Raw genomic sequence first — 23,506 nt, 5'->3', positions numbered from 1 at the left:
ACAGTTTTAAGGAGGGATATCGCGCTGTTGTTATTGATGGGCTTTTTTGGGAAATTTTAAACAAGGCAAAATAGCATAAAAAAAGAGCTGAAATCAGCTCTTCTTAGGGAAAAATCAAATGTAACGATCAGTCATCCTGTTCTTGCTCTTTGGCTTCTTGGGCTATTTCTTTATTGGTTTTTTGTTTTTTGTTTTTTGTTTTTCAGTTTTTGCCAAATTCGGCTTTCTTGGCCGCGCCAAAGGCGTTGTATATTACCGTGATGGCGGACTAACACTAAACAAGACAACATGGCAACAGGGAAGGTGAATTCAGGTTTAAACCACCAAACATAAAAGGGAGCAAGTAAGGCGCTGACAATCGCGCCGAGTGATGAATAACCACTAAGCAATACTGTAAGTAACCATGTCCCTGCGACTAAACCAGAAAGATCCCAACCAATAGCGGCAATTGAGCCAAATGCAGTTGCTACACCTTTTCCGCCTTTGAAACGAAAGAAAATGGGATATATATGCCCAAGACAGGCTGCAATTGCAACAAAGCCAAGATAGAATGGCTGCACATTTAAATAATAAGCAAGCCAAACGGGTATCATCCCTTTTAATACGTCACAAATGAGTACCCCGGCAGCGGCGGCTTTACCGCCTACACGCAATACGTTAGTTGCACCAGGGTTACCAGAGCCGTGTTGACGGGGGTCGGGTAGTCTCGCCAAACGGCAGATCAGTATCGCACTCGAAACTGAGCCGCAAAGATAGGCGAAGATTATCATGCCAAGCGCGGTTGCACTCATAGCTAACTCCAAAACGGTTAAGGCCATAAATTCACTTCAGTCTTGGATAATACGCATATTTTTGCTGAAGTGGTATCAATTCAGTACATAAATGAGAAAATGACGTGATGGATATCGTATTTATTGAGCAATTATCAGTCATCACCACGATTGGTGTATATGACTGGGAACAAGATATTGAACAGAAACTCGTGCTCGATATCGAAATGGGATGGGATAACAAACGCGCGTCTATGAGCGATAATGTAGAATATTGCCTAGATTATGCCAAGGTTAGTCAGGCTATCCTCGCTCATGTAGGGAATAACAAGTTTGGGTTAGTAGAACGTGTTGCTGAAGAAGTTGCACAATTATTGATGACACAATTTGCTAGCCCATGGGTTCGTATTAAGGTCGCTAAGCCGGGAGCCGTGGCGCGAGCCAAGCAGGTTGGGGTTGTTATCGAAAGAGGCGTGAAAAGCGCTTAAATGATGACTGGCGGTGTTCAGCCGCCAGCTTTATGAGTGTTAGATGATTTGTTGTTGCTGCCAACCTGCAACGGCTTCAATACGTTGTCGCGTAAGTTCTTGACGGATTTCAGGGCCTTGAAAGCCTTGTTCAATAATTGGTTTTACTTCAACGGATTGTGCAATGGAAAAAGCTTGCCTGAAGTACCGTCCTTGTGGATAGGCTTGTTGTTCAAGGCCTAATCGACCTCTTGCATCCGCCTCGCTGATTAAACTGAGTTGTTCAATACGTTCTGGTTTGCGCCAGCTATCAAGCCCATCAAAAATCGCAATGAGCTCATTAGCAGGTAATTTATTGATAACATGGATTTTATCATGATAGCGAGCCGCTAGACGGGCTAAGTCCCGAGCGGTAGTTGGCACTTTTAATCTTGCACAGAGTGCTTCTATTAATGGGATACCTGCTTCACCGTGGTTTGGGTGACTTGGCCAAACATCCGGTGGTGTCAGCGCTTTACCTAAATCATGGCATAAGGCAGCAAAGCGAATATCCACACTGTTAGATAGCTCGGTAACCACTTTCATTACCATTAGGGTGTGAATGCCAGTATCAATCTCTGGGTGCCATTTTTCAGGGGCTGGGACACCAAATAGTGCATCAACTTCAGGAAAAAGAACGGCTAAAGCACCACATTGGCGTAAAACGTCAAAATAAATCTGTGGGGAGTTTGATTTCAGTGCTTTTTCGGTTTCTGTCCAAACGCGCTCGGCGGTGAGGTGAGATAGTTCCCCTGTTGTGGCCATTTTTTGCATTAATGCTAATGTTTCAGGCGCAATCGTAAAACCTTGTTCAAAGTAGCGAGCGGCAAATCGCGCAACCCGTAAGACCCGTAAAGGATCTTCAGAAAATGCGTCAGAAACATGACGTAAAATACGGTTGTTGAGATCTTTTACGCCTTGGAATGGGTCAACAATTTCGCCTGATCCACTTTGTGCTATCGCGTTAATTGTTAGATCGCGACGTAGTAGATCATCTTCAATGGTGACATCGGGAGCGCTATAGCAGCTAAAGCCAGTATAGCCCGCGCCAGTTTTACGTTCTGTTCGGGCTAAAGCGTATTCTTCATGGGTTTTTGGATGTAGGAAAACAGGAAAATCCTTTCCGACTTGTTGAAAACCTTGAGATAGCATTGCCTCGGGTGTTGTGCCAACCACCACGTAGTCCCTATCTGAAATAGGTAGTCCAAGAAGTTGGTCACGTACAGCCCCCCCCACGAGATAGACTTTCATTTGAATGGCCTCAATTACATCCAACCATCATTACGTTTTTTACGACGTGGAATAATGTGCGGTAAAATCAAACCTAAAATTAAGCCAACACCAGCGACGCCACCACCATACATAAACCATTGTAAAATCAATTCACGACGGCGATCATCTAAGTTGACCTCAGCAATTTCTAGCTTTTTGCCGGATTTGATCAACTCATTTTTTAATTTTTCATTTTCAGCTTTTAGTTGGCTGACGATATTGTCATTATCAGCGACTTTTTGCTGCATATCTGCAGTTCGTGTATTCCACGTGCTATCAATATTGTCGAGCTGTTGACGTAGTTTTTGGTTTTCAGCTTCAAGTTCTGGAATGCGAGTTTTCATACTTGGTGTATTACTTAGTTGCTCAACGGGTAACCAGACCGTTCTGCCTTTTTCATCGCGAACTTGTGCAAATTTGTTATCTGTGGAGAGCAGTTCAACCGCTTCCCCGGCATTGAGCGTACCTACGATACGATATTTTGTGCCAGGTCCACTATGAACGTATGTGGATAAATCATCTGATACATAACGTTTTTCTGCTGCATGTGAATTTAAGGAAAGGCCTAGCCCCATGATTGAAATTAATAATAATGGAATTTTTCGCATGGTATTTACAGTCTTTTGATGGTGAATGAGTTTTATATTATTTGAATACTAATGAGTAAAACGCGAGGGTGCAAATCCTAAACGCAGATGTCTCTACAGTCTAAAGGAGAATGAGAACTATCCTAACTGTCTAAATTACCCTTGTTTTTACTTTGTTTTCAATATAACTCACTGAAAGAAATATGACAGGTAGAATTTTTGTTTATCGCACAGTTTCTTTTCTCAGCTTAGCTCGATTGGGGTAATATGAGTGAAGTGAAATAATTAAATAAGGATATGTATGAGCCACGTAGAGGTTGAACTCAAACTTGCTGCTAAGAGTTCCGCAATAGAGGCTGTACGACAGTGTCTATCGACATTGTCTCACCAATACAGTGAGCCGACGAAGTTAACCAATATCTACTTTGATACGGCAAATAAGCAGTTACGTCAGTGGGATATGGGCTTACGTATCCGAGGTTGTGATGGCCGCTATGAAATGACAATGAAAACGGCAGGACAGGCGGTAGGTGGTTTGCATCAACGGCCTGAATATAACGTTGACATAGATTCGCCAGAGCTTGATTTAGCGGCATTACCCGCTGAAATTTGGCCCGAAGGAACTGACATTTCACAGCTTAAGTCTGAATTAAATATCCTTTTCAGCACGAATTTTACGCGTGAAAAATGGTTAGTCACGTTTGAAGATAGTGAAATAGAAGTCGTTTTTGACCAAGGTGAGATATCCGCAGGTTCAAAGGATTTGCCTATTCAAGAGTTTGAATTAGAACTCAAAAAAGGTTTTATTGCTGATGTGCTCAATTTAGCAAAGAAATTTGCAGATATTGATGGTCTGCACCTGTCATCACTTAGCAAAGCTGCACGTGGATATTCATTGCTATCACCGTCAAAAGAGCTATTAGCTCGCCCTGACTCGGTGTTTGACTATGAAGAGCAACCCCTAGAAAAGTCATTAATGCATATGCAATTACTTTGCCAGCAGCATGAAGACTACTGGTTAGCAAATAGCAGCAATGCACGCCAAGGCTTCAGTGAGTTTTTACGTTTTGTTCAGGCATTTTTAGTGCATTACCAAAATTCAGTGCCTCACTTTATCCATGACACGCCACTGGAACAATTACGTTCAGATATTGCCGATGAAACCATCAGTGCGGAGGATTTTTGCTATAGCAGCCAGTGGTTAAAGTGTAAATTAGCCTTTATCCAGTGGTTAAGTGCTTTAACCTATCAAGAAGCCCATTAAGGTATTGATAATATGCATGCTTTTCCTGAGTTATTACAAAGCCAAGGTGAACGCGTTTTAAGCCGAATAACGGAACAGGCTCACGAGTTACTGCCGTTAAGCGAACAAGAAATTCAGGTGCTGTCTTTCAGCGATTTTGCATTCAAGAAAGTACTCGCGCATTCACAGTTTTTACTTGAAATTCGTTCTCAGCCACCGAAAGCCGATGAATGGAAAAGTTATGCATCATGGTTATCACAAGAATTGTCGTCAGTTAGTCATGAAGAACATTTGATGCGAGTATTGCGCATCTTTCGCCACTATATATTAGTGCGCTGCGCATGGATGCAAGTGTTAGAAATAAGCACGCAAGAAGAAACGATTTATCAGCTCAGTATATTGGCGGAGACCTTGGTTGTTGCGGCGCGAGACTGGTTGTATCAAGAATATAGTCAGTCATGGGGAACCCCTTGTAACGCAGAAGGAAAACCGCAGCCACTATTGGTTTTAGGGATGGGAAAGTTAGGGGGCAGAGAGCTCAATTTTTCTTCAGATATTGACCTGATTTTTGCTTATCCAGAAAATGGGGTTACCCAAGGTGGCCGGAAAGAGTTAGATAATGCACAATTTTTTACGCGTTTAGGGCAAAAATTGATCCGCGTACTCGATCAAGTGACGGAGTATGGTTTTGTTTATCGGGTCGATATGCGTTTACGGCCATTTGGAGATAGCGGCCCGCTGGTTTTTAGTTTTTCTGCGCTAGAAGATTATTACCAAGAACAAGGGCGAGATTGGGAACGCTATGCGATGGTTAAAGCCCGTATTATGGGGGCTGATAGCCTGCATTATGAGGCGTGTTTGCGAAAACTTTTGCGTCCTTTCGTCTATCGTCGCTATATCGACTTTAGCGTGATCCAATCCTTACGTAATATGAAAAATATGATTGAGCGAGAGGTTCGGCGTCGTGGTTTGGTCAATAACATCAAATTAGGCGCTGGAGGGATCCGCGAAGTTGAATTTGTTTCACAGGTTTTCCAACTTATTCGAGGGGGGCGAGAACCTGTTTTACAGTCGCAATCCTTATTTTCAACATTACAAGGGATCCGAGAACTTGCATTATTAACTGAAGATCAAGTTGATATCCTGCAAGATGGCTACCTTTTCTTGCGTAGAGTCGAAAACTTACTGCAAAGTATCGATGACCAACAGACACAAACACTCCCTGAAGATACTTTAAACCAAACGCGCTTAGCGTGGGGAATGGGGTTTGCGGATTGGCCTGAGTTTTACCAACTTTTGAGCCAGAAAATGGCGGCAGTACATCAAATATTCACTGAGCAAATAGGCCAGGAAGATGACACTGAGAATACCGATGCATTCGATGAAATTTATATCACACTGTGGCAAAGTGAATTATCGAAAGAAGAATTAGCCGCCTATTTGCCCTCTAAAAATGAAGATATTGCACAACGCATTATTCACGGCATAGTGATGTTTCGCCATGATCTCAATAAACGCACCATTGGCCCTCGTGGACGGGATGTTCTTGATGAATTAATGCCTAAATTATTGGCTAAAATCGGTGAACGTGATGATGCAGGCCAAGTCATTGAGCGCATCACACCACTGTTATTGAGCATTGTTAGCCGTACAACTTACCTAGAGTTAATGCTTGAATTTGATGAGGTTTTGACGCACGTTATTCGTTTATGTGCGGCTTCACCCATGATAGCGGAGCAGTTAGCGCGCCACCCATTGTTGCTTGATGAATTGCTCGACCCTCAATCCTTATACCAGCCTCTGCCACTAGCGGCCTACCGTGACGAGTTACGCCAATATTTAATGCGCGTTCCTGAAGATGACGAAGAACAACAACTTGAAGCATTACGTCAATTCAAACAGGCTCAATTATTACGCATCGCTGCTGAAGATATTTCAGGTGTTTTGCCGGTAATGAAAGTCAGTGATCATCTGACTTACCTTGCAGAAGCAATTATTGATGCGGTGGTACACCAAGCGTGGCAAAAAATGGTAAAACGCTATGGTGAGCCAGCGCATCTAGAGCAAAGTGACAAAAAACAATATGGGTTTGCGGTATTAGGTTATGGAAAACTAGGTGGCTGGGAATTGGGCTATGGTTCTGATTTAGACCTCGTTTTTCTTTTCGATTGCCCTTTAGATGTCGTCACCAACGGCGAACGTTCCATTGATGCACGCCAATTTTACTTGCGTGTTGCTCAACGCATTATCCATTTGTTTAGTACTCGAACCCCTTCTGGTGTGTTGTATGAAGTTGATGCGCGACTCAGGCCTTCCGGTGAGTCAGGGATGTTAGTCAGTACAATACAATCATTTGATGACTACCAAAAAAATGATGCTTGGACATGGGAGCATCAAGCACTCATTCGAGCTCGAATGGTGTTTGGTGATGAGGATTTACAACGGAAATTTATACAAACTCGCCACGAAACGTTGTGTATGCCAAGAGACCCTCACACCTTGCAGCAACAAGTGCGTGATATGCGGTTGAAAATGCATCAGCACCTAGGAAGCCATCAAGCTAATGAGTTCGATTTAAAAGCGGATCCAGGTGGGATCACCGATATTGAATTTATCGCGCAATACTTAGTTTTGCGTTTTGCCGCAGAAAATAACGTGTTAACACGTTGGTCTGATAATGTGCGTATTTTCGAGCTAATGGCGCAATATGGTTTCATGCCTGAAGATGAGGCGAATGCTTTAACTCAAGCGTATGTCACGATGCGTAATGAACTCCATCACTTAGCATTACAATCATTGCCAAGCCGTGTTGAAATAAACCAATTTACTCAGCAACGTGAACAAGTTTTAGCGAGTTGGCAAAAATGGCTTGAGGAATAAGGAACAAACGCATTTTATTTAGCTAAACAGCGCAATATGCTAGTATTGTTGCTAATTATTATTAGATTTCCTTTTAAAACTGGAGTGCAGGATGAAAGTAACTCTCCCGGATTATAAACAAGCCGGTGTGCTGGTGGTTGGTGATGTGATGTTAGACCGTTATTGGCATGGTCCTGCAAACCGAATTTCGCCAGAAGCCCCTGTTCCGGTCGTTAAAGTCACGATGGTAGAAGAGCGTCCCGGTGGCGCGGCTAACGTCGCGATGAACATTGCCTCGTTAGGGGCAAATTCACGTCTTGTTGGGTTAACTGGGATTGATGACGCGGCAAAAGCACTGACTGAAAATTTAAATGCGGTGCAGGTGCGTTGTGATTTTGTCGCTATTCCCACTCATCCAACGATTACTAAATTACGCGTACTTTCACGTAATCAGCAACTTATTCGCCTTGATTTTGAAGAAGGTTTTGAAAACGTGGATGTTGCCCCCGTACTGGAGCGCATAGAACAAGCACTGCCACACATTGGTGCACTAGTGCTGTCTGACTATGCAAAAGGGGCATTAACGCATGTTGAGAAAATGATAGCGCTCGCTAACAAGGCCAATGTTCCCGTTTTGATTGACCCGAAAGGAAACAATTTCGAACGCTACCGTGGGGCAACATTATTGACGCCAAATATGTCTGAGTTTGAAGCGATTGTTGGGCCATGTAAAAACAACCAAGACGTTGAAGAAAAAGGCATGAAGCTGCTTCACTCATTGGAGCTTAAAGCACTATTAATTACGCGTTCAGAGCAAGGTATGAGCCTGATCCGCCGTGATGAAGCTCCATTGCATTTACCGACTCAGGCACAAGAAGTGTTTGATGTGACTGGGGCAGGGGATACGGTTATTGGCGTATTGGCTGCGTCTATTGCTTCTGGTCGCCCACTACATGAAGCCTGCGCATTGGCGAATGCCGCAGCTGGCGTGGTGGTTGGTAAATTAGGGACTTCTACGGTTTCGCCAATTGAATTGGAAAATGCGATCCGGGGTCGCGCTGATACTGGTTTTGGTGTCATGACTGAAAGTGAATTAAAACAAGCCGTTGAGAATGCAAGGCAGCGCGGTGAACGTGTCGTGATGACGAATGGTTGTTTTGATATTCTCCATGCAGGGCATGTGTCGTATTTAGCCAATGCACGTAAATTGGGCGACCGCTTGATTGTGGCGGTCAATAGCGATGCATCGACGCGCCGCTTAAAGGGTGAAACACGTCCAGTTAACCCATTAGAACAGCGTATGACCGTTCTAGGGGCTTTGGGGGCAGTGGATTGGGTGGTTGCTTTTGAAGAAGACACTCCGCAACGCTTAATCGCAGAAGTTCTGCCAGACATCTTAGTGAAAGGGGGGGATTACCGCCCTGAAGAGATAGCGGGCAGTGCTGAAGTGTGGGCTGCTGGAGGCGAAGTTAAAGTCCTTAACTTCGAAGATGGTATCTCGACAACGAATATTATCAAGAACATCATGAAAACCAGTTAATTTATTATTAGCTATTAAAAAACCTCACTATGGAACTTCAAGCCAAGTGAGGTTTTTATTTATCTAAAATCAATATGGCGTCAAACATTGACGTCATATTTTTTTTGTTTTAGATTTTAACGTCACAATATGACGTCATGGAATAGACGATGATAAAAATGAGGGAACTGGATTCGAAGCACCGTAAAACGATGGTGGATATACTCACAATTCCACCTAAATCAGGACTCAAGTGGGGCGATGTAACAAGTTTAGTTGAGCATTTAGGCGGCACTATAAAGAATGGAAGTGGTTCACGTCGCAGGTTTGTTTTACAAAGTTCTTTGTTTCTGACACATCAGCCCCATCCAGGGAATACACTGGATAAAGGTGCGGTGAACGGGTTACGTGAGTGGTTAGAAAATACGATAGGGGTGGAATATGATTAAAAGCAGTAATGTGATGACGATAGACGGCCATCCTGCATCTGTTATCTATGAAGCTGAAATTAAAGCGTTTCGTGGTAAGTTTTTAGATGTAAGTGGTTACTGTGATTTTGTCTCTGATAGCATTGAAGGGTTAAAAAAAGAAGCGCGAATATCTTTAGCGGAATACATCGAAGGCTGCCAAGAAGAAGGGATTAACCCGTTCAAAGAACAAGAAACGGTAAAGTCATTTACGCTGCGTTACCCAAGCCGCTTGGAGGCTTATTTAAATGCGGTAACAACTGAGCATAATGTTTCTAAAAACCAGTATATTGTTCAATTGCTTGAACGCGAGCTGAATATCAAATAACAAAAGTGACGCCTTAGTCGGTGTCACTTTTTCAATTTAATTACTCAGACGTTTTTTCTTCTACATTTAAATGGGCTTCAAGTGCGCTAACACGTTGTTCCATTTTTGCTAATTTTTCGCGGGTGCGTAACAAGACTTGAGTTTGAATATCAAATTCTTCACGGCTGACTAAGTCTAATTTGCCGAGTTGTGATTGTAACAGTGAACGCAGTTTTTTATCAAAATCTTCACCTAAATCGCGTACGCCTTGCGGTAAAGCGCCTTGAATTTGGCGGGCAACTTGTTCAATTTTTTTCGGATCGAGCATTCGCGGGTCCTTCAGTTAATCAAGATATAATTAAGCGTAGTGTAATACCTCTTTTCGCCTTGTGCTAGCTCGAATTAGTTAGCGAAAAGGCCTAGGTGTATTATCTGTGATGAAAAAAGCTTGGTATTCGTCTGTGGCAGTAAAATTAACCTTGATAACTCTAAGTTTTTATTCATGTTTTTTGACTAAAAGTGTGAGTCGTTCGCCAATTTTGATTATCATCGTTGCGAACTTGAATTATTGGCGTTATATTAATTGCGTATATCTCAGGGCGGGGTGAAAGTCCCCACCGGCGGTAAACATGCATCACGCATGAAGCCCGCGAGCGCTTTACCATTCTGTGGTAAAGGTCAGCAGACCCAGTGTGAATCTGGGGCCGACGGTTATAGTCCGGATGGGAGAGAATTAACTGTATCTGCATATTTGTGCTATTACGCACAATAGTGTTCTGCATACCTGAATAGGTAAATGCCTTTTATTGGCTATTTATATATTCACCATTTCTCGTATTCCTAAGACTGCCTTGATTCTGGTAACTAGTTAATAACTATTTAAGAGGTTTTTTACCATGGATCATTCGCTACTTTCTGTATTCGGTAATCCTATCGAACGTGTTGAAAACGCTATCGAGGCTTTACGCCAAGGTAAAGGTGTTCTTGTTCTCGATGATGAAGATCGTGAGAACGAAGGCGATCTAATTTTTGCAGCAGAAACCATGACCGCTGAGCAAATGGCATTTACCATTCGTTATAGCAGTGGGATCGTGTGTCTTTGTATTACTGAAGAGCGTCGTAAGTTGCTCGAATTACCGATGATGGTGGAAAATAACACCAGCCAAAACCAAACGGGTTTCACGGTAACTATCGAGGCCGCGAAAGGGGTTACAACGGGCGTTTCCGCAGCGGATCGTATCACCACTATTCGTGCTGCAATTGCAGATAACGCAGTTCCAGCCGATCTAAATCACCCAGGCCACGTTTTTCCATTACGTGGGCGTGACGGTGGGGTATTAGCACGTCGTGGCCACACTGAAGCATCTATCGACCTTGCGACTCTAGCGGGTTTCAAACCTGCCGGTGTGTTGTGTGAGTTGACTAATGATGATGGTTCTATGGCTCGTACTCCAGAAGTCGCTGCATTTGGTAAGCAGCATGGCTTGACGGTGGTGACGATTGAAGATTTAGTGCAATACCGTTTGCAGCATGAAAAGAAAGCGAGCTGATCCTCTTAGAGGAAGAGCTCTAGATAGAGGTTTTGTTAAGTTTAAATATTAATAAGCTAAGTTATTTAAATTATTAATAGTACGTTAAGCATATAGAATATCTCGAAGGCCACTGAGTTGCACACCTCGTGGCCTTTTCAATTTTTTTGATGATCATACTCATAATTAGCCCACTGTGTTTTTTGCTGAAAAGCGTATGCTGTAGGGAGAAACTAATTGAGTTGGAGTTTAATCATCATGTCGGTAAATACTTCAGTGGTAAAAAATAAGATCCCTGCCATTTTTATTGGCCATGGTAGCCCGATGAATGCGATTGAGGATAATCCTTACACTCAAGCGTGGGAAAAACTCGGTAAAGTCTTACCTCGGCCAAGCGCAATTTTGGTGATTTCAGCTCACTGGTATACGCGTGGCACTGCTGTGACTTCGATGTTAGAACCACAAACGATTCATGATTTTGGTGGTTTCCCCGAAGCCTTGTATCAAATCGAATATCCTGCCCCTGGTTCTCCTGAATTAGCTCAGCAAGTTGCATCATTATTAGCTCCTGAGCCCATTCACCTTGATGAACAAGAGTGGGGATTAGACCACGGTACATGGGAAATTTTAGTACGTATGTATCCAGAAGCCGATATCCCTGTGATCCAGCTGAGTATCGATGGTAGCAAACCTGCTACTTGGCACTATGATCTCGGAAAAAAGTTATCGGTTCTAAGAGAAGAAGGCGTACTAATTATGGGAAGTGGCAATGTTGTACATAATCTACGGGCGATGAATTGGCAAAATTCTCATGCCGAGCCGTATCCATGGGCAATATCTTTTGAAAAGTTTGTGTATGATAATCTGCAAAGTCATGAAATGCCTCATCCATTGACTAAAGGGTTGGAACGGGAGGATGGGAAATTATCGAACCCATCACCAGAGCATTACTTGCCTATTTTACCTATTTTAGGGGCTTGGGATGGGCAAGAAGAGATCAGTACACCGATTGAAGGAATTGTGTCGGCATCGTTAAGTATGCTGTCTATTCAGGTAGGATAAGTTTTTCTTCTATGGAATTGATTGATAAAAAAGCCCAAATCATATTGCTATGTTTTGGGCTGAGCTTTTAATTTTAAATACGATTAATCGATGATCGTATGTGGATAAAAGCGTGATAAGTCTTGAGTGATCAGTTCTTTATCTTCACGAATACAGATCCCCGCTGGTTGATCATTCACCAACCAGCTTCCGACTAAGGTGTAGCTACCTTCAAATTGTGGAAGTGGGTGGAACTGTTGAATAATCATACCTTCTTCGCCGTATGGGCCGTCTGCGGCTGCAATTTCCTTGCCATTTTCGATAATACGGATATTGGCACCTTCACGAGAAAATAGTGGCTTAATGACGTATTTTTCGAGTTCTGGCTGGGTTTTGCCATCTGCGAAATAAGCAGGTAGTAAATTTGGGTGATCAGGGAACATTTCCCATAACATTGGCAATAAGGCCTTGTTAGAAATGATGCTCTTCCATGCAGGCTCTAACCAGCGCACGCCAGCGTCTTGCAATTTAGTTGAGAAAATTTCTCTTAGCATAAATTCCCACGGATATAGTTTGAACAGGTTACTAATCACCTGATCTTGTGTATCCGAAAACTCACCTTTTTCACCTAGACCAATTTCGTCGATATATAAGAATTCAGTAGCAATACCCGCTTCATTGGCGCAATCTTGTAAATACTGAACGGTACCGCGATCTTCTTCTGTGTCACGGCAACAAGACATATGTAACAAGCGAAAACCATACTGATCTTTTAATTGCGTAAAGCGCTCGATCAATTGCTCTTGAATACTATTAAACTGATCAGCATTTTCAGGTAATTTCCCTGCTTCAATTTGATCTTCTAACCAGATCCATTGGAAAAATGCAGATTCATATAATGAAGTTGGAGTATCCGCGTTATTTTCTAAAAGCTTAGGTGGGTTAATACCATCGTAAGCAAGGTCAAGCCTAGAATATAACGAAGGTTGCTCGCTTTTCCATGAACTGCGAACAAATTCCCAACAATGTTTAGGGATCTGAAAACGCGCCATTAACTCATCGCTTTCAACAACACGTTCAACCACTTTTAGGCACATTTGATGCAACTGTTCGGTTGCATCTTCGATCTCTTCAATTTGTGCCATCGTGAATTGGTAATACGCGTCTTCTGACCAGTAAGGCTCACCATACATAGTATGAAATTCAAAGCCAAACTCAGAGGCTTTCTCGCGCCAGTTTGGGCGCTCTACTATAGGAACTCGTTTCATTACTTATCAACCACCCATCGAACGGGAAGAAGAAGTTGATTTTGCAGAAGAAGATGAACGTTGTGCCATCGCTTGTTTATTGACGGTGTCACCAAAACCGCCACGAGTCACGGTTGAAGTTGTTGGTGGTTTAGGTGCCATGGCGGTTTTTGGTACGCTCATTGAACGTCCACCTGCAACGGCAGGGCCATAGCTTTTACCTGAAGCGTCAACAAACTTACCGTTGGCTGGGCTCGCTGGGTTTTTCGAGCTGAATAATGGTTGTGATGCAGCGCTACCGCCCATCATACGGCCCATCATATAACCCATCATTAATGGCATCCACATACTACCGCCACTGCTTTGTGCTTGAGCAGTTTGTTCACCATTTGTTGAGCTAGTGCCTGCAAGACCCGCTTGAGCAGGGGCTTGAGTACACATAGATTCACCAAACTCAGCAATACAGTCAGCCTGAGTTTCATATTTAGGTGCAGTTTTAGCAGCTTCTTGTAGTGCATTATTGTAAGCGACGGTGCACTGTTCGGCTTGTGATGGGTTCGCTTGGCTACAATCTTGCGCGTTGGTGTACAGTGATACAGTTTCATCGCTTTCTTCACAAGCGGAAAGCATAAATACGGCACTGACTGCAACAGCCACAGGCGCTAAACGGTATGAACGCCAAGACTTACGGAAGGCGCTCTGATTAATATCTTTGGTACGCTTCATGGTCATGGTAATTACCCTGAATTTAATTAAGTAAGATGTTTTTAGATGTTAGCTCTAGGATAGGGGATAACCGCTGAAAATTAAAGCAGAAATATAGGAGAAATGAGCTGAATTTATCATTTTGATAACTTTCTGCTATTTTTTTCTAATTAGCCGGGTATTTATTGAAGAGTAAAATAATATTTTTATTTGATATCAATAAATTAGCTGCAGGTTGTTTTTTGATCTAAAACGTAGTGAACAGAGTGAGAATTCACTGAATTTGTACCATAGGCTAATGAAAAGGGGTTGTAAGCGGGCCAATTAGTACAAATTAGCAATTCTAAACGATTTACTTGGCTTCCTTCAAAAAATAACCCGCTATGTAAGCGGGCCATTATATCATTTTCAAATAAACTAAGAATTTTAGTTCATTTTTGGTGCATTGGTACTACGAATAATACTACTTGCAGAGGTTGAAATCTCTTTACCTAAATTCGCATTTAGGCGTGCAATATCGTCTTCGTTTAATGTACCACGAGCAAATTCAATATTCAGTTGGTTAATCATGTAGTCGTAACGCGCATTAGACAGATTTTGTTTCGCTTGGTATAGCGCTGTTGTTGCTGTCAATACGTCAACAATGGTACGTGTCCCTACTTGATAGCCGGCTTCCATCGCATCTAATGAGCTTTGTGCGGAAACAACGACTTGTTTGTAAGCATTAATACTACTGATTGACGATGATACGTTATTAAATGATGAGCGAACTAACTGAATCACATTGCGGTAAACGCTTTCAAGTTGTTCACTAGCACCTTGGAAACCATATTGTGCTTGTTCAACCTGAGAACTGACTGCGCCACCAGTATACAGTGGAATGCTTAAATTTAAGCCAATGCTATTTTGGCCGTTATAGCTGTTGCTCGCACTACCGCCATATGGCGTGTTATAACCGCTGCCGTGTTGGTAACTATTTGTGACTGTTGTTGATGCATCTAAGTTAACTGTTGGCATGTGGCCTGTTTCTGCTAAACGGATGTTTTCACGAGAAACATCTTGCGCTAAACGTGCGCTTAACAGGCTGAGGTTACGCTCTTCGGCTTCTTTTAGGATAGCGTTGATATCGCCCAGCTCATTAGTTTTAAAGCGGTCGATATTTAAAGAGGCGAGTTGGCTGTAGTACACGCCACTGACTTGACGCAGTTTTTCAATCGCATTTTCTAACTCGTTACGGCCTGCAACTTCTTGTGCAATAACGCTATCATAGTTTGCACGGGCGTTTTGCACGTCGGTAATGGCAACAAGACCCACGTTAAAACGTTGTGTAACTTGGTCTAATTGGCGATAAACCGCTTCTTTATTTGCTTCAATATAAGATAGCGCGTCAATCGCTTTTAAGACGTTAAAATACGCAGTTGCAGTATTTAAAATTAATTGCTGTTGACTTGTTTGATACGTGACATCAGAAATACCCGCAGTTTTTTCTTGGATAGTTAATTGACGCCATTTCGACATATCAAACACAACTTGGGTCAGTTTCAATGAAGCATTTAAACCTGTGCTTTCAGTGTTTCTTGCGTCACGGTAACCACTGCCGTAGCTAGCGCCTGCACCTAAACCTAATTGTGGCAACAATGGGCTGCGAGATTCATTAATTTTTTCAAAAGCTTGATTACGTTCAGCTAATGATTTTCTTAATTCAGGGTTACTTTCTTTGGATTTTTGGTAAACCTGTAGTAAATCTTCTGCAAAGCTATTGGTACTGAGACCCACAAAACTCATCGAAATTAAAAGGGGAAGCAGTTTCTTCATTTTGATTCCTTGATTAAACAGCAAATTAAGTTGAGTCTGTTGCCTAAAACGTACCATGCCTAACTAGGCGATAGATATTAAATTATCCGTTTTAGAGACAGTTATTAAAAACAGACACTATGTTGCTCTTTGATTTGAATAATGGCGCTTATTGTAACAGAGTATCACTTCTATTAACGGTAGCCTTTTGTGCCATTTTGTCTCAATTTATTAAACATTACCTCATCTAAGGTTAAAAAACCTCAAAAACTGTTTTAATCCACAATTATTTCCTTAAGATGGAATAATTGAGTTTGGAGAATGAAATGACAAAACAAATAGAGCAGCCAATTAAATACGGCAAAAATGATGTTGAAATTATATCCAAGCGTAAATTATTTAATGGTTTTTTTCAAATGGTTGAATATCAATTTCGTCATCGCCTCTTCGCGGGCGGATGGAGTAAAGAAATTCGCCGTGAAGTTTTTGAGCGGGGCCATGCAGGCGTGGTTTTACCCTATGATCCGAAAGCTGATAGTGTTGTTTTGATTGAACAAATTAGGTTACCTGCAATCGAAACGAGTGAAACACCTTGGTTGCTCGAAGCCGTTGCGGGAATGATAGAGCAGAACGAATCACTCGAAGAAGTTATTCGCCGTGAAGCCGTTGAGGAAGCAGGGCTGATTATTGGCCGCACTGAAAAAGCGCTAAGTTATCTTTCTAGCCCTGGCGGGACAACTGAGCGCATGCATGTATTTATCGGTGAAGCCGATAGCAGCCAAGCGAAAGGTGTGCATGGTCTCGCGTCAGAAAATGAAGATATTCGTGTACATGTGGTTAGCCGAGAACAAGCTTATCAATGGGTTGAAGATGGCACAATTGATAATGCGGCAACCGTGATAGCGATTCAATGGTTACAACTTCACTATCAAAAACTACATGAAAAGTGGATGAAATCGTTTTAAATACCGATTAATCTGGTGAAGTGTGTGCTGATTAGCAGAAAGTTAGAAAGTAAAGTTTTAAGATAGTTGTAAGTGTGTTTAGCTTTTATATAGTTGTAATGAATAGATTAGGTACTAAATAATATTTAAGGAAAAGGAATACTTTTGGACAGCCAGCTTGAAGTGACTGCAAAGAACTCTAAAATTGTGAGAATTTTACAGGTTACTGATACGCATCTTTTCGCTAATACAGAAAATACGCTTTTAGGGGTAAATACTTACAAAAGCTATCAGGCGGTACTTGATGCTATCACTGAGGAAAATCTCCCAATTGACTTAATTGTTGCGACAGGGGATTTAGTTCAAGACCAATCACCACAAGCTTATCAGCATTTTGCGGATGGCATTGCGCGTATCCCTGCTCCTTGTGTATGGCTTCCTGGTAATCATGACTACCCGCCTGCGATGGTAGAAACACTCCGAGTCGCTGGGATTTCAAGTGCTAAACAAATTTTGATTGGCGATGAATGGCAAATCTTGATGCTTGATAGCCAACTTCAAGATGTACCTCATGGCGAGCTTTCTGAACAACAATTGGAATGGATGAAAGCCAGCTTAGATGCTGAACCTGAGCGTACTACATTGATTATGCTGCATCACCACCCTCTAGCTTCGGGTTGTACTTGGCTTGATCAGCACAGCTTGAGAAATTCACATATTTTAGCTGACTACTTAAAAAACTATTCAAATGTTAAAGCGATGCTATGTGGCCATATTCATCAAGAAATGGATGAAAATTGGCACGGTATTCGGTTGTTAGCAACGCCTTCTACCTGTGTGCAGTTTAAGCCTCACTGTACTAATTTTGCGCTAGACACCGTCGCGCCAGGTTGGCGATATTTAGAATTAAGTATTAATGAACAAAACCAAAGGCATATTACAACTCGCGTTCACCGTTTAGATACAAGGGAGTTTAGCCCTGATCTTGACTCTGACGGTTATTAATTCGCTTATGTCTACTTTACTTTATATTCATGGTTTTAATAGTTCACCTCAATCCGCTAAAGCTAATAATTTAAAGCAATGGATTGATGCGAATTATCCGCATATTAATATGCTTGTACCGCAATTGCCAAATTACCCTCAGCAAGCTCAAGCCATGTTGGATGATATTATCCAACAGCATCAGCATGAAAAAATGGGGCTAGTCGGCTCTTCACTCGGTGGTTATTTTTCGCTTTGGTTTTCAGAACGTTATCAGCTTCCTGCTGTCATCGTAAACCCCGCAGTGCGTCCTTTTGATTTACTACAAGATTACTTAGGCGACAATACAAACCCATATACTCATGCACAATATGTGTTGGAAGAAAAGCATATCCATGAGCTAAAATCTTTATACATTGAAAGATTAACTTCCCCTCATCTTATTTGGTTGTTACAACAAATGGGCGATGAAGTACTTGATTATCGAGAGGCTGTTGCCTATCTTTCAAAGTGCAAACAAACTGTGGAACCTGACGGTAATCATGCCTTTATTGGTTTTGAATCTTACTTTTCTCAAATTGTTGATTTCCTACAATTGGCAGAGAAATAGTGTCAAAACGTATGAACACTGTTATTATCAACAGTAACTCACTGATTGAATAGTTCAATTAATCACCTATTACCGCAGAATGACAACATGACTCAATCTAGTTATAACGCAGAGGCCATTGAAGTCCTCAGTGGTTTAGAGCCTGTTCGCCGTCGTCCGGGGATGTATACCGACACCAGTCGACCGAACCATTTGGCTCAAGAAGTAATTGATAATAGCGTCGATGAAGCGCTTGCGGGGCACGCGAGCCACATCGAGGTTATTTTACATGACGATCAATCCCTTGAAGTCATCGATGATGGGCGCGGTATGCCTGTCGATATCCACCCTGAAATGAAAGTGTCAGCGGTTGAACTGATTTTGGGGCAACTACATGCAGGGGGAAAATTCTCCAATAAAAACTACCAATTCTCAGGTGGTTTGCATGGTGTCGGGATTTCTGTCGTCAATGCGTTATCAAAACGTATTGAAGTTACTGTTCGTCGTGATAGCCAAGTGTATCAAATTGCCTTTGAGAACGGCGATAAGGTGGAAGATTTACATGTCATAGGGACTTGTGGCAAACGTAACACAGGGACTAGCGTGCATTTTTGGCCGGATGGCAGCTATTTTGATAGCCCAAGATTTTCAGTAACACGTTTAACTCATAACTTAAAAGCCAAAGCTGTTTTATGCCCTGGCGTGAAAATCACGTTTAAGGATAAGCTCAACAATACAGAACAAAGTTGGTGTTACAGTGATGGGTTGACCGATTACCTCATGGAGTCAATTGACGGCCTTGAGGCATTGCCACCAAAACCGTTTACAGGTGAATTTTCTGGGGAAACGGAAGCCGCTCAATGGGCACTGCTTTGGTTGCCTGAAGGTGGTGAATTACTCACGGAAAGCTACGTTAACCTTATCCCTACAGCACAAGGTGGAACCCATGTTAATGGGCTTCGCCAAGGGTTGCTTGATGCTATGCGTGAGTTTTGTGAGTTCCGCAATATATTGCCTCGCGGTGTTAAGCTCTCAGCGGATGATATTTGGGAGCGCTGTACCTATGTGCTTTCTGTTAAAATGCAAGATCCACAATTTGCCGGGCAAACCAAAGAGCGCCTATCTTCTCGTCAATGTGCCGCATTTGTTTCGGGCGTGGTAAAAGATGCCTTCAGTTTATGGCTTAATCAAAACGTGCAAGTGGCTGAACAGCTTGCAGAAATGGCCATTTCTAGCGCACAACGTCGAATGCGTGCAGCGAAAAAAGTGGTGCGTAAAAAACTCACCAGTGGACCTGCATTGCCGGGTAAATTGGCCGATTGTAGCTCGCAAGATCTAAGTATGACGGAGCTGTTTCTTGTTGAAGGGGACTCCGCTGGCGGGTCTGCAAAACAAGCGCGTGACCGTGAATATCAAGCTATCATGCCGTTGCGCGGTAAAATCCTCAATACATGGGAAGTGTCTTCCGATGAGGTTTTAGCTTCCCAAGAGGTGCATGATATCTCTGTGGCTATTGGAATAGACCCTGATAGCGAAGACCTTAGCCAATTACGCTATGGGAAAATTTGCATACTTGCGGATGCGGACTCCGATGGCTTACACATTGCTACATTGCTATGTGCGCTATTTGTCCGTCATTTCCCAACACTGGTTAAAGCAGGGCATGTCTATATGGCAATGCCACCGCTATACCGCATCGATTTAGGCAAAGAAACGTTTTACGCCCTTGATGAAAGCGAAAAAAATGCTGTGCTTGACCGCCTTAGCCGCAAGCGAGGTAAACCCAATGTTCAGCGATTTAAAGGGCTGGGGGAAATGAACCCACTGCAATTACGTGAAACCACATTAGATCCAAATACTCGTCGTCTTGTACAGCTAATTATCGATGATGAAAACTACCAACAAACTCTTGCTGTGATGGACATGCTTCTGGCGAAAAAACGCTCGGAAGACCGCCGTAATTGGCTGCAAGAGAAAGGCGATATGGCTGAAATTGATGTCTAATATCCGAATTGCGATGAGAAAGGAACGAATTGAATGAGTGAAATTACTCATGATGGTGTAGAGCGTTTACCGCTACACGCCTTCACTGAAAATGCCTATCTGAACTATTCGATGTACGTCATCATGGATAGGGCATTACCATTTATTGGCGATGGGCTTAAACCTGTTCAGCGCCGTATTGTGTATGCAATGTCAGAACTTGGCTTAAGCAACACTGCGAAATATAAAAAATCAGCCAGAACTGTGGGTGATGTGTTAGGTAAATACCATCCACACGGTGATATCGCTTGTTATGAAGCGATGGTATTGATGGCACAGCCATTTTCTTACCGCTATCCGCTGGTGGATGGGCAGGGAAACTGGGGGGCACCCGATGACCCTAAATCATTCGCAGCAATGCGTTATACCGAATCACGACTATCCAAATACGCTGAAGTTTTACTCAGCGAACTTGGTCATGGCACCGTCGATTGGGTACCAAACTTTGATGGTACGCTAAACGAGCCAAAAATGTTGCCTGCGCGTTTGCCGAATATTCTGTTAAACGGTACAACAGGTATTGCCGTTGGGATGGCGACAGATATTCCACCACATAACGCCCGAGAAGTGGCTCAAGCGTTGGTTGCCTTGTTGGATAAACCTACGCTAAATCTTGATGACATCATGGCATTTGTGCCGGGACCTGATTTCCCAACAGAAGCAGAAATTATTTCTTCCCGTGATGATATCCGTAAGATTTATCAAAATGGACGCGGTTCTGTACGAATGCGTGCGGTGTGGGAAAAAGAAGATGGTAATGCGGTGATCACGGCATTACCTCATCAAGTTTCAGGTGCAAAAGTACTGGAACAAATTGCCAGCCAAATGCGTGCAAAAAAATTGCCGATGGTTGAAGATTTACGTGATGAATCAAACCACGAAAACCCAACTCGTTTAGTGATTGTTCCGCGCAGTAATCGTGTTGATCTTGAACAGGTCATGACACACTTATTTGCGACAACGGATTTAGAGCGTAGTTACCGCGTTAATCTTAATATGATTGGTTTAGATAACCGACCTGCGGTGAAAGGGCTTGTTGAGATCTTAAATGAGTGGATTGCTTACCGTCGCCAAACTGTGCGTAACCGCTTAAATCATCGGTTAGAAAAAGTATTAAGACGCTTACATATTTTAGATGGTTTATTAATCGCCTACCTGAATATTGATGAAGTCATTGAAATTATTCGTACAGAAGATGAACCGAAAGCGGTTTTAATGTCACGTTTTAGTATCAGTGATACCCAAGCTGAAGCTATTTTAGAGCTAAAATTACGCCATTTAGCCAAGCTTGAAGAAATGAAAATTCGTGGCGAGCAAGATGAATTAGCCAAAGAGCGTGATGAATTACAAGCGATCCTTGGGTCTGAAAGACGTTTAAATACGTTGATTAAAAAAGAGATTCAAGCCGACGCCAAAGATTACGGTGATGACCGTCGCTCCCCATTGCATGAACGCGAAGAAGCGAAAGCCATGAGCGAACATGAGATTTTACCATCAGAACCGATTACCGTTGTGCTTTCTGATATGGGGTGGGTGCGTAGTGCTAAAGGGCATGATATCGAGCCGACTAACCTGAACTATAAAGCGGGAGATGGCTTTAAAGGGGCAGCGCGAGGCAAGTCAAATCAAGCAGCCGTGTTCCTTGATACCACAGGGCGCAGTTATTCTGTTGACCCGCTGGAGTTGCCATCTGCACGCAGTCAGGGTGAGCCTTTAACCGGTAAGTTAACCTTGCCACCTGGCGCAACCATTGAACATGTGTTAATGGCGCCTGACGAACAAAAATATTTAATGGCTTCGGATGCAGGTTACGGTTTTATTTGTACCTTCAATGATTTAGTCACTAAAAATAAAACAGGTAAAGCCTTAATTTCTTTACCTGAAAATGCAAAAGTATTGGCGCCAATTGAGTTGCATAATGAGCAAGAAGATTTGCTGTTGGCAATTACCAAAGCAGGGCGTATGTTAATATTCCCTGTGGCAGATCTACCTCAGCTTTCGAAAGGTAAAGGGAATAAAATTATCAATATTGCCGGTGCGCAAGCGGCAACTGGCGATGATTTATTGACTTGGTTGATGATTTTGCCTGTGGGGGCATCAATGACCTTGCATTTTGGTAAGCGGAAGCTGAAGTTTAAAGCAGAAGACTTGCAAAAATACCGCTCAGAACGAGGTCGTAAAGGGACGTCGTTACCGCGCGGAATGCACAATATTGAGCGTATTGATATTGAGCCAGTAGAGTCTAAATAATTAACAAAGAACAAACCTTATAAACCTTTTTTAGTATGAACTTCAAAAGGTTTATAAGTAGATAATATTCATCATGGGGCTGAAAAGCTTCTTACAATTTGGGGTTAGTATGTTAGCGCTTATTAGAGCGATCATTGTTATTATTTATACGATTGCGGTGTGTGTAGGGGGCGGGATTTACTGCCTATTTAGCCCACGCAACCCAAAACACGTAATGACATTTGGTCACATGTTCGGGCGGTTATCAGTCGTTTTTGGGATTAACGTCATAAATCGCGTACCTGAGAAAGCGAAGAGCTATGGCCCGAGTATTTATATTGGTAATCACCAAAACAATTACGACATGGTGACCATGTCAAATGGGGTGTTACCAAGAACGGTGACTGTGGGTAAAAAAAGCTTGGTTTATATACCTTTTTTTGGCTTTTTGTATTGGATCACGGGTAATATTTTAATCGACCGCGCTAATCGCTCTAAAGCCCATAACACAATTACGCAAGTTGCTGACCAGATTAAAAAACGTAAAATTTCGGTATGGATGTTCCCTGAAGGGACTCGCAGTCGTGGCCGTGGTTTGCTGCCATTTAAAACGGGTGCGTTTCATGCCGCGATCGCCGCAGGGGTACCGATTGTGCCTGTTTGCGTTTCGAGCACACAAGGTAAAATTAAGCTAAACCGTTGGAATAATGGTACCGTTATTATTGAAATGCTAGACCCTATCGATACATCGCTCTATAGCCGTGAGCAAGTTAGGGAATTATCTGAGCATTGCCATGCTTTAATGGAAGCAAAAATTAAAGCGCTCGATCTTGAGGTTGAAGAGATGGCAAAACAAGGTAAATAGCCTAAT

The 23,506-nt window shown here is 42.6% G+C and carries 20 protein-coding genes, 1 pseudogene and 1 riboswitch; of the genes and pseudogenes, 14 read left to right on the top strand and 7 right to left on the bottom strand.

Features of this window, described 5'->3' with window-relative positions; all coding sequences use genetic code 11:
- Positions 1 to 127: 127 nt before the first annotated feature.
- Positions 128 to 791: pseudogene (gene plsY / locus CYG50_RS15160) on the bottom strand (glycerol-3-phosphate 1-O-acyltransferase PlsY).
- Positions 792 to 898: 107 nt separating this feature from the next.
- Between plsY and folB the strand changes: the two are divergent.
- Complete coding sequence (gene folB, locus CYG50_RS15155) at positions 899 to 1,258, top strand: bifunctional dihydroneopterin aldolase/7,8-dihydroneopterin epimerase (RefSeq protein ID WP_102137844.1); 360 nt, start codon at positions 899 to 901, stop codon at positions 1,256 to 1,258.
- 39 nt (positions 1,259 to 1,297) lie between these two features.
- Here folB and CYG50_RS15150 read toward each other — a convergent pair whose 3' ends face one another.
- Both CYG50_RS15150 and CYG50_RS15145 read right to left on the bottom strand, forming a co-directional pair.
- Positions 1,298 to 2,527, bottom strand: a complete 1,230-nt coding sequence (locus CYG50_RS15150) for a multifunctional CCA addition/repair protein (protein WP_102137843.1) — start codon at positions 2,525 to 2,527, stop codon at positions 1,298 to 1,300.
- Positions 2,528 to 2,541: 14 nt separating this feature from the next.
- Entirely contained in the window at positions 2,542 to 3,156 is a 615-nt protein-coding gene (locus tag CYG50_RS15145; protein ID WP_102137842.1) for a TIGR04211 family SH3 domain-containing protein, read from the bottom strand.
- A 280-nt stretch (positions 3,157 to 3,436) separates the two neighbouring features.
- Between CYG50_RS15145 and CYG50_RS15140 the strand changes: the two genes are divergently transcribed.
- The 5 genes from CYG50_RS15140 to CYG50_RS15120 all read left to right on the top strand — a co-directional run bounded on the left by CYG50_RS15140 (position 3,437) and on the right by CYG50_RS15120 (position 9,551).
- Positions 3,437 to 4,399: a CYTH domain-containing protein gene (locus CYG50_RS15140; protein WP_102137841.1), complete on the top strand. Its 963-nt coding sequence runs from the start codon at positions 3,437 to 3,439 to the stop codon at positions 4,397 to 4,399.
- A 12-nt stretch (positions 4,400 to 4,411) separates the two neighbouring features.
- A complete protein-coding gene (gene glnE, locus CYG50_RS15135) occupies positions 4,412 to 7,258 on the top strand; it encodes a bifunctional [glutamate--ammonia ligase]-adenylyl-L-tyrosine phosphorylase/[glutamate--ammonia-ligase] adenylyltransferase (RefSeq protein ID WP_102137840.1) in 2,847 nt (948 codons plus the stop codon).
- 91 nt (positions 7,259 to 7,349) lie between these two features.
- Complete coding sequence (hldE, locus tag CYG50_RS15130; protein WP_102137839.1) at positions 7,350 to 8,777, top strand: bifunctional D-glycero-beta-D-manno-heptose-7-phosphate kinase/D-glycero-beta-D-manno-heptose 1-phosphate adenylyltransferase HldE; 1,428 nt, start codon at positions 7,350 to 7,352, stop codon at positions 8,775 to 8,777.
- Between the two features lie 149 nt (positions 8,778 to 8,926).
- Positions 8,927 to 9,205 (top strand): type II toxin-antitoxin system HicA family toxin, encoded by a 279-nt coding sequence (locus CYG50_RS15125; protein ID WP_102137838.1) that lies wholly within the window; start codon positions 8,927 to 8,929, stop codon positions 9,203 to 9,205.
- The gene (locus CYG50_RS15120) at positions 9,198 to 9,551 is read left to right on the top strand and encodes a type II toxin-antitoxin system HicB family antitoxin (protein ID WP_004257748.1); all 354 of its coding nucleotides are present in this window, start codon (positions 9,198 to 9,200) and stop codon (positions 9,549 to 9,551) included. Before CYG50_RS15125 ends, CYG50_RS15120 begins: the two co-directional genes overlap by 8 nt.
- A gap of 40 nt (positions 9,552 to 9,591) precedes the next feature.
- Here the strand turns inward: CYG50_RS15120 and ubiK are convergent, their stop codons facing one another.
- A complete protein-coding gene (ubiK, locus tag CYG50_RS15115; RefSeq protein WP_102137837.1) occupies positions 9,592 to 9,858 on the bottom strand; it encodes a ubiquinone biosynthesis accessory factor UbiK in 267 nt (88 codons plus the stop codon).
- Between the two features lie 258 nt (positions 9,859 to 10,116).
- Positions 10,117 to 10,268: riboswitch (FMN riboswitch) on the top strand.
- A gap of 158 nt (positions 10,269 to 10,426) precedes the next feature.
- Here ubiK and ribB point away from each other — a divergent pair.
- On the top strand, positions 10,427 to 11,080 hold the full coding sequence (gene ribB / locus CYG50_RS15110; RefSeq protein WP_102137836.1) for a 3,4-dihydroxy-2-butanone-4-phosphate synthase: 654 nt from the start codon (positions 10,427 to 10,429) through the stop codon (positions 11,078 to 11,080).
- Between the two features lie 237 nt (positions 11,081 to 11,317).
- The gene (gene ygiD, locus CYG50_RS15105) at positions 11,318 to 12,121 is read left to right on the top strand and encodes a 4,5-DOPA-extradiol-dioxygenase (RefSeq protein WP_102137835.1); all 804 of its coding nucleotides are present in this window, start codon (positions 11,318 to 11,320) and stop codon (positions 12,119 to 12,121) included.
- Positions 12,122 to 12,204: 83 nt separating this feature from the next.
- On the opposite strand, the gene CYG50_RS15100 is transcribed toward ygiD, so the two are convergent.
- The 3 genes from CYG50_RS15100 to tolC form a co-directional block, all read right to left on the bottom strand.
- Complete coding sequence (locus tag CYG50_RS15100; protein ID WP_102137834.1) at positions 12,205 to 13,368, bottom strand: glutathionylspermidine synthase family protein; 1,164 nt, start codon at positions 13,366 to 13,368, stop codon at positions 12,205 to 12,207.
- 6 nt (positions 13,369 to 13,374) lie between these two features.
- Positions 13,375 to 14,079: a DUF1190 family protein gene (locus CYG50_RS15095; RefSeq protein ID WP_102137833.1), complete on the bottom strand. Its 705-nt coding sequence runs from the start codon at positions 14,077 to 14,079 to the stop codon at positions 13,375 to 13,377.
- 399 nt (positions 14,080 to 14,478) lie between these two features.
- A complete protein-coding gene (tolC, locus tag CYG50_RS15090) occupies positions 14,479 to 15,867 on the bottom strand; it encodes an outer membrane channel protein TolC (protein ID WP_102137832.1) in 1,389 nt (462 codons plus the stop codon).
- A gap of 305 nt (positions 15,868 to 16,172) precedes the next feature.
- On the opposite strand from tolC, the gene nudF reads away from it, so the two are divergent.
- From nudF to CYG50_RS15060, 6 genes are all read left to right on the top strand, one after another.
- Entirely contained in the window at positions 16,173 to 16,811 is a 639-nt protein-coding gene (gene nudF, locus CYG50_RS15085; RefSeq protein WP_102137831.1) for an ADP-ribose diphosphatase, read from the top strand.
- Positions 16,812 to 16,955: 144 nt separating this feature from the next.
- On the top strand, positions 16,956 to 17,795 hold the full coding sequence (gene cpdA / locus CYG50_RS15080; RefSeq protein WP_102137830.1) for a 3',5'-cyclic-AMP phosphodiesterase: 840 nt from the start codon (positions 16,956 to 16,958) through the stop codon (positions 17,793 to 17,795).
- Between the two features lie 7 nt (positions 17,796 to 17,802).
- Complete coding sequence (yqiA, locus tag CYG50_RS15075) at positions 17,803 to 18,384, top strand: esterase YqiA (protein WP_102137829.1); 582 nt, start codon at positions 17,803 to 17,805, stop codon at positions 18,382 to 18,384.
- Positions 18,385 to 18,471: 87 nt separating this feature from the next.
- Complete coding sequence (gene parE / locus CYG50_RS15070; RefSeq protein WP_102137828.1) at positions 18,472 to 20,367, top strand: DNA topoisomerase IV subunit B; 1,896 nt, start codon at positions 18,472 to 18,474, stop codon at positions 20,365 to 20,367.
- A 33-nt stretch (positions 20,368 to 20,400) separates the two neighbouring features.
- Positions 20,401 to 22,656 carry a DNA topoisomerase IV subunit A gene (gene parC / locus CYG50_RS15065; RefSeq protein WP_102137827.1) on the top strand — a complete coding sequence of 752 codons (2,256 nt, stop codon included), beginning with the start codon at positions 20,401 to 20,403 and terminating at the stop codon, positions 22,654 to 22,656.
- 109 nt (positions 22,657 to 22,765) lie between these two features.
- The gene (locus tag CYG50_RS15060; RefSeq protein WP_102138252.1) at positions 22,766 to 23,500 is read left to right on the top strand and encodes a 1-acylglycerol-3-phosphate O-acyltransferase; all 735 of its coding nucleotides are present in this window, start codon (positions 22,766 to 22,768) and stop codon (positions 23,498 to 23,500) included.
- Positions 23,501 to 23,506: the final 6 nt, after the last annotated feature.

Source organism: Providencia huaxiensis, assembly GCF_002843235.3.
GTDB lineage: Bacteria > Pseudomonadota > Gammaproteobacteria > Enterobacterales > Enterobacteriaceae > Providencia > Providencia huaxiensis.
This window is presented reverse-complemented; position numbering and strand designations above follow the sequence as displayed.

Bases quoted from the DNA above. Each gene is read 5' to 3' on its own strand.
- folB (WP_102137844.1), top strand. From the start codon at position 899: ATGGATATCGTATTTATTGAGCAATTATCAGTCATCACCACGATTGGT.
- CYG50_RS15150 (WP_102137843.1), bottom strand. From the start codon at position 2,527: ATGAAAGTCTATCTCGTGGGGGGGGCTGTACGTGACCAACTTCTTGGA.
- CYG50_RS15145 (WP_102137842.1), bottom strand. From the start codon at position 3,156: ATGCGAAAAATTCCATTATTATTAATTTCAATCATGGGGCTAGGCCTT.
- CYG50_RS15140 (WP_102137841.1), top strand. From the start codon at position 3,437: ATGAGCCACGTAGAGGTTGAACTCAAACTTGCTGCTAAGAGTTCCGCA.
- glnE (WP_102137840.1), top strand. From the start codon at position 4,412: ATGCATGCTTTTCCTGAGTTATTACAAAGCCAAGGTGAACGCGTTTTA.
- hldE (WP_102137839.1), top strand. From the start codon at position 7,350: ATGAAAGTAACTCTCCCGGATTATAAACAAGCCGGTGTGCTGGTGGTT.
- CYG50_RS15125 (WP_102137838.1), top strand. From the start codon at position 8,927: ATGATAAAAATGAGGGAACTGGATTCGAAGCACCGTAAAACGATGGTG.
- CYG50_RS15120 (WP_004257748.1), top strand. From the start codon at position 9,198: ATGATTAAAAGCAGTAATGTGATGACGATAGACGGCCATCCTGCATCT.
- ubiK (WP_102137837.1), bottom strand. From the start codon at position 9,858: ATGCTCGATCCGAAAAAAATTGAACAAGTTGCCCGCCAAATTCAAGGC.
- ribB (WP_102137836.1), top strand. From the start codon at position 10,427: ATGGATCATTCGCTACTTTCTGTATTCGGTAATCCTATCGAACGTGTT.
- ygiD (WP_102137835.1), top strand. From the start codon at position 11,318: ATGTCGGTAAATACTTCAGTGGTAAAAAATAAGATCCCTGCCATTTTT.
- CYG50_RS15100 (WP_102137834.1), bottom strand. From the start codon at position 13,368: ATGAAACGAGTTCCTATAGTAGAGCGCCCAAACTGGCGCGAGAAAGCC.
- CYG50_RS15095 (WP_102137833.1), bottom strand. From the start codon at position 14,079: ATGACCATGAAGCGTACCAAAGATATTAATCAGAGCGCCTTCCGTAAG.
- tolC (WP_102137832.1), bottom strand. From the start codon at position 15,867: ATGAAGAAACTGCTTCCCCTTTTAATTTCGATGAGTTTTGTGGGTCTC.
- nudF (WP_102137831.1), top strand. From the start codon at position 16,173: ATGACAAAACAAATAGAGCAGCCAATTAAATACGGCAAAAATGATGTT.
- yqiA (WP_102137829.1), top strand. From the start codon at position 17,803: ATGTCTACTTTACTTTATATTCATGGTTTTAATAGTTCACCTCAATCC.
- parE (WP_102137828.1), top strand. From the start codon at position 18,472: ATGACTCAATCTAGTTATAACGCAGAGGCCATTGAAGTCCTCAGTGGT.
- parC (WP_102137827.1), top strand. From the start codon at position 20,401: ATGAGTGAAATTACTCATGATGGTGTAGAGCGTTTACCGCTACACGCC.
- CYG50_RS15060 (WP_102138252.1), top strand. From the start codon at position 22,766: ATGTTAGCGCTTATTAGAGCGATCATTGTTATTATTTATACGATTGCG.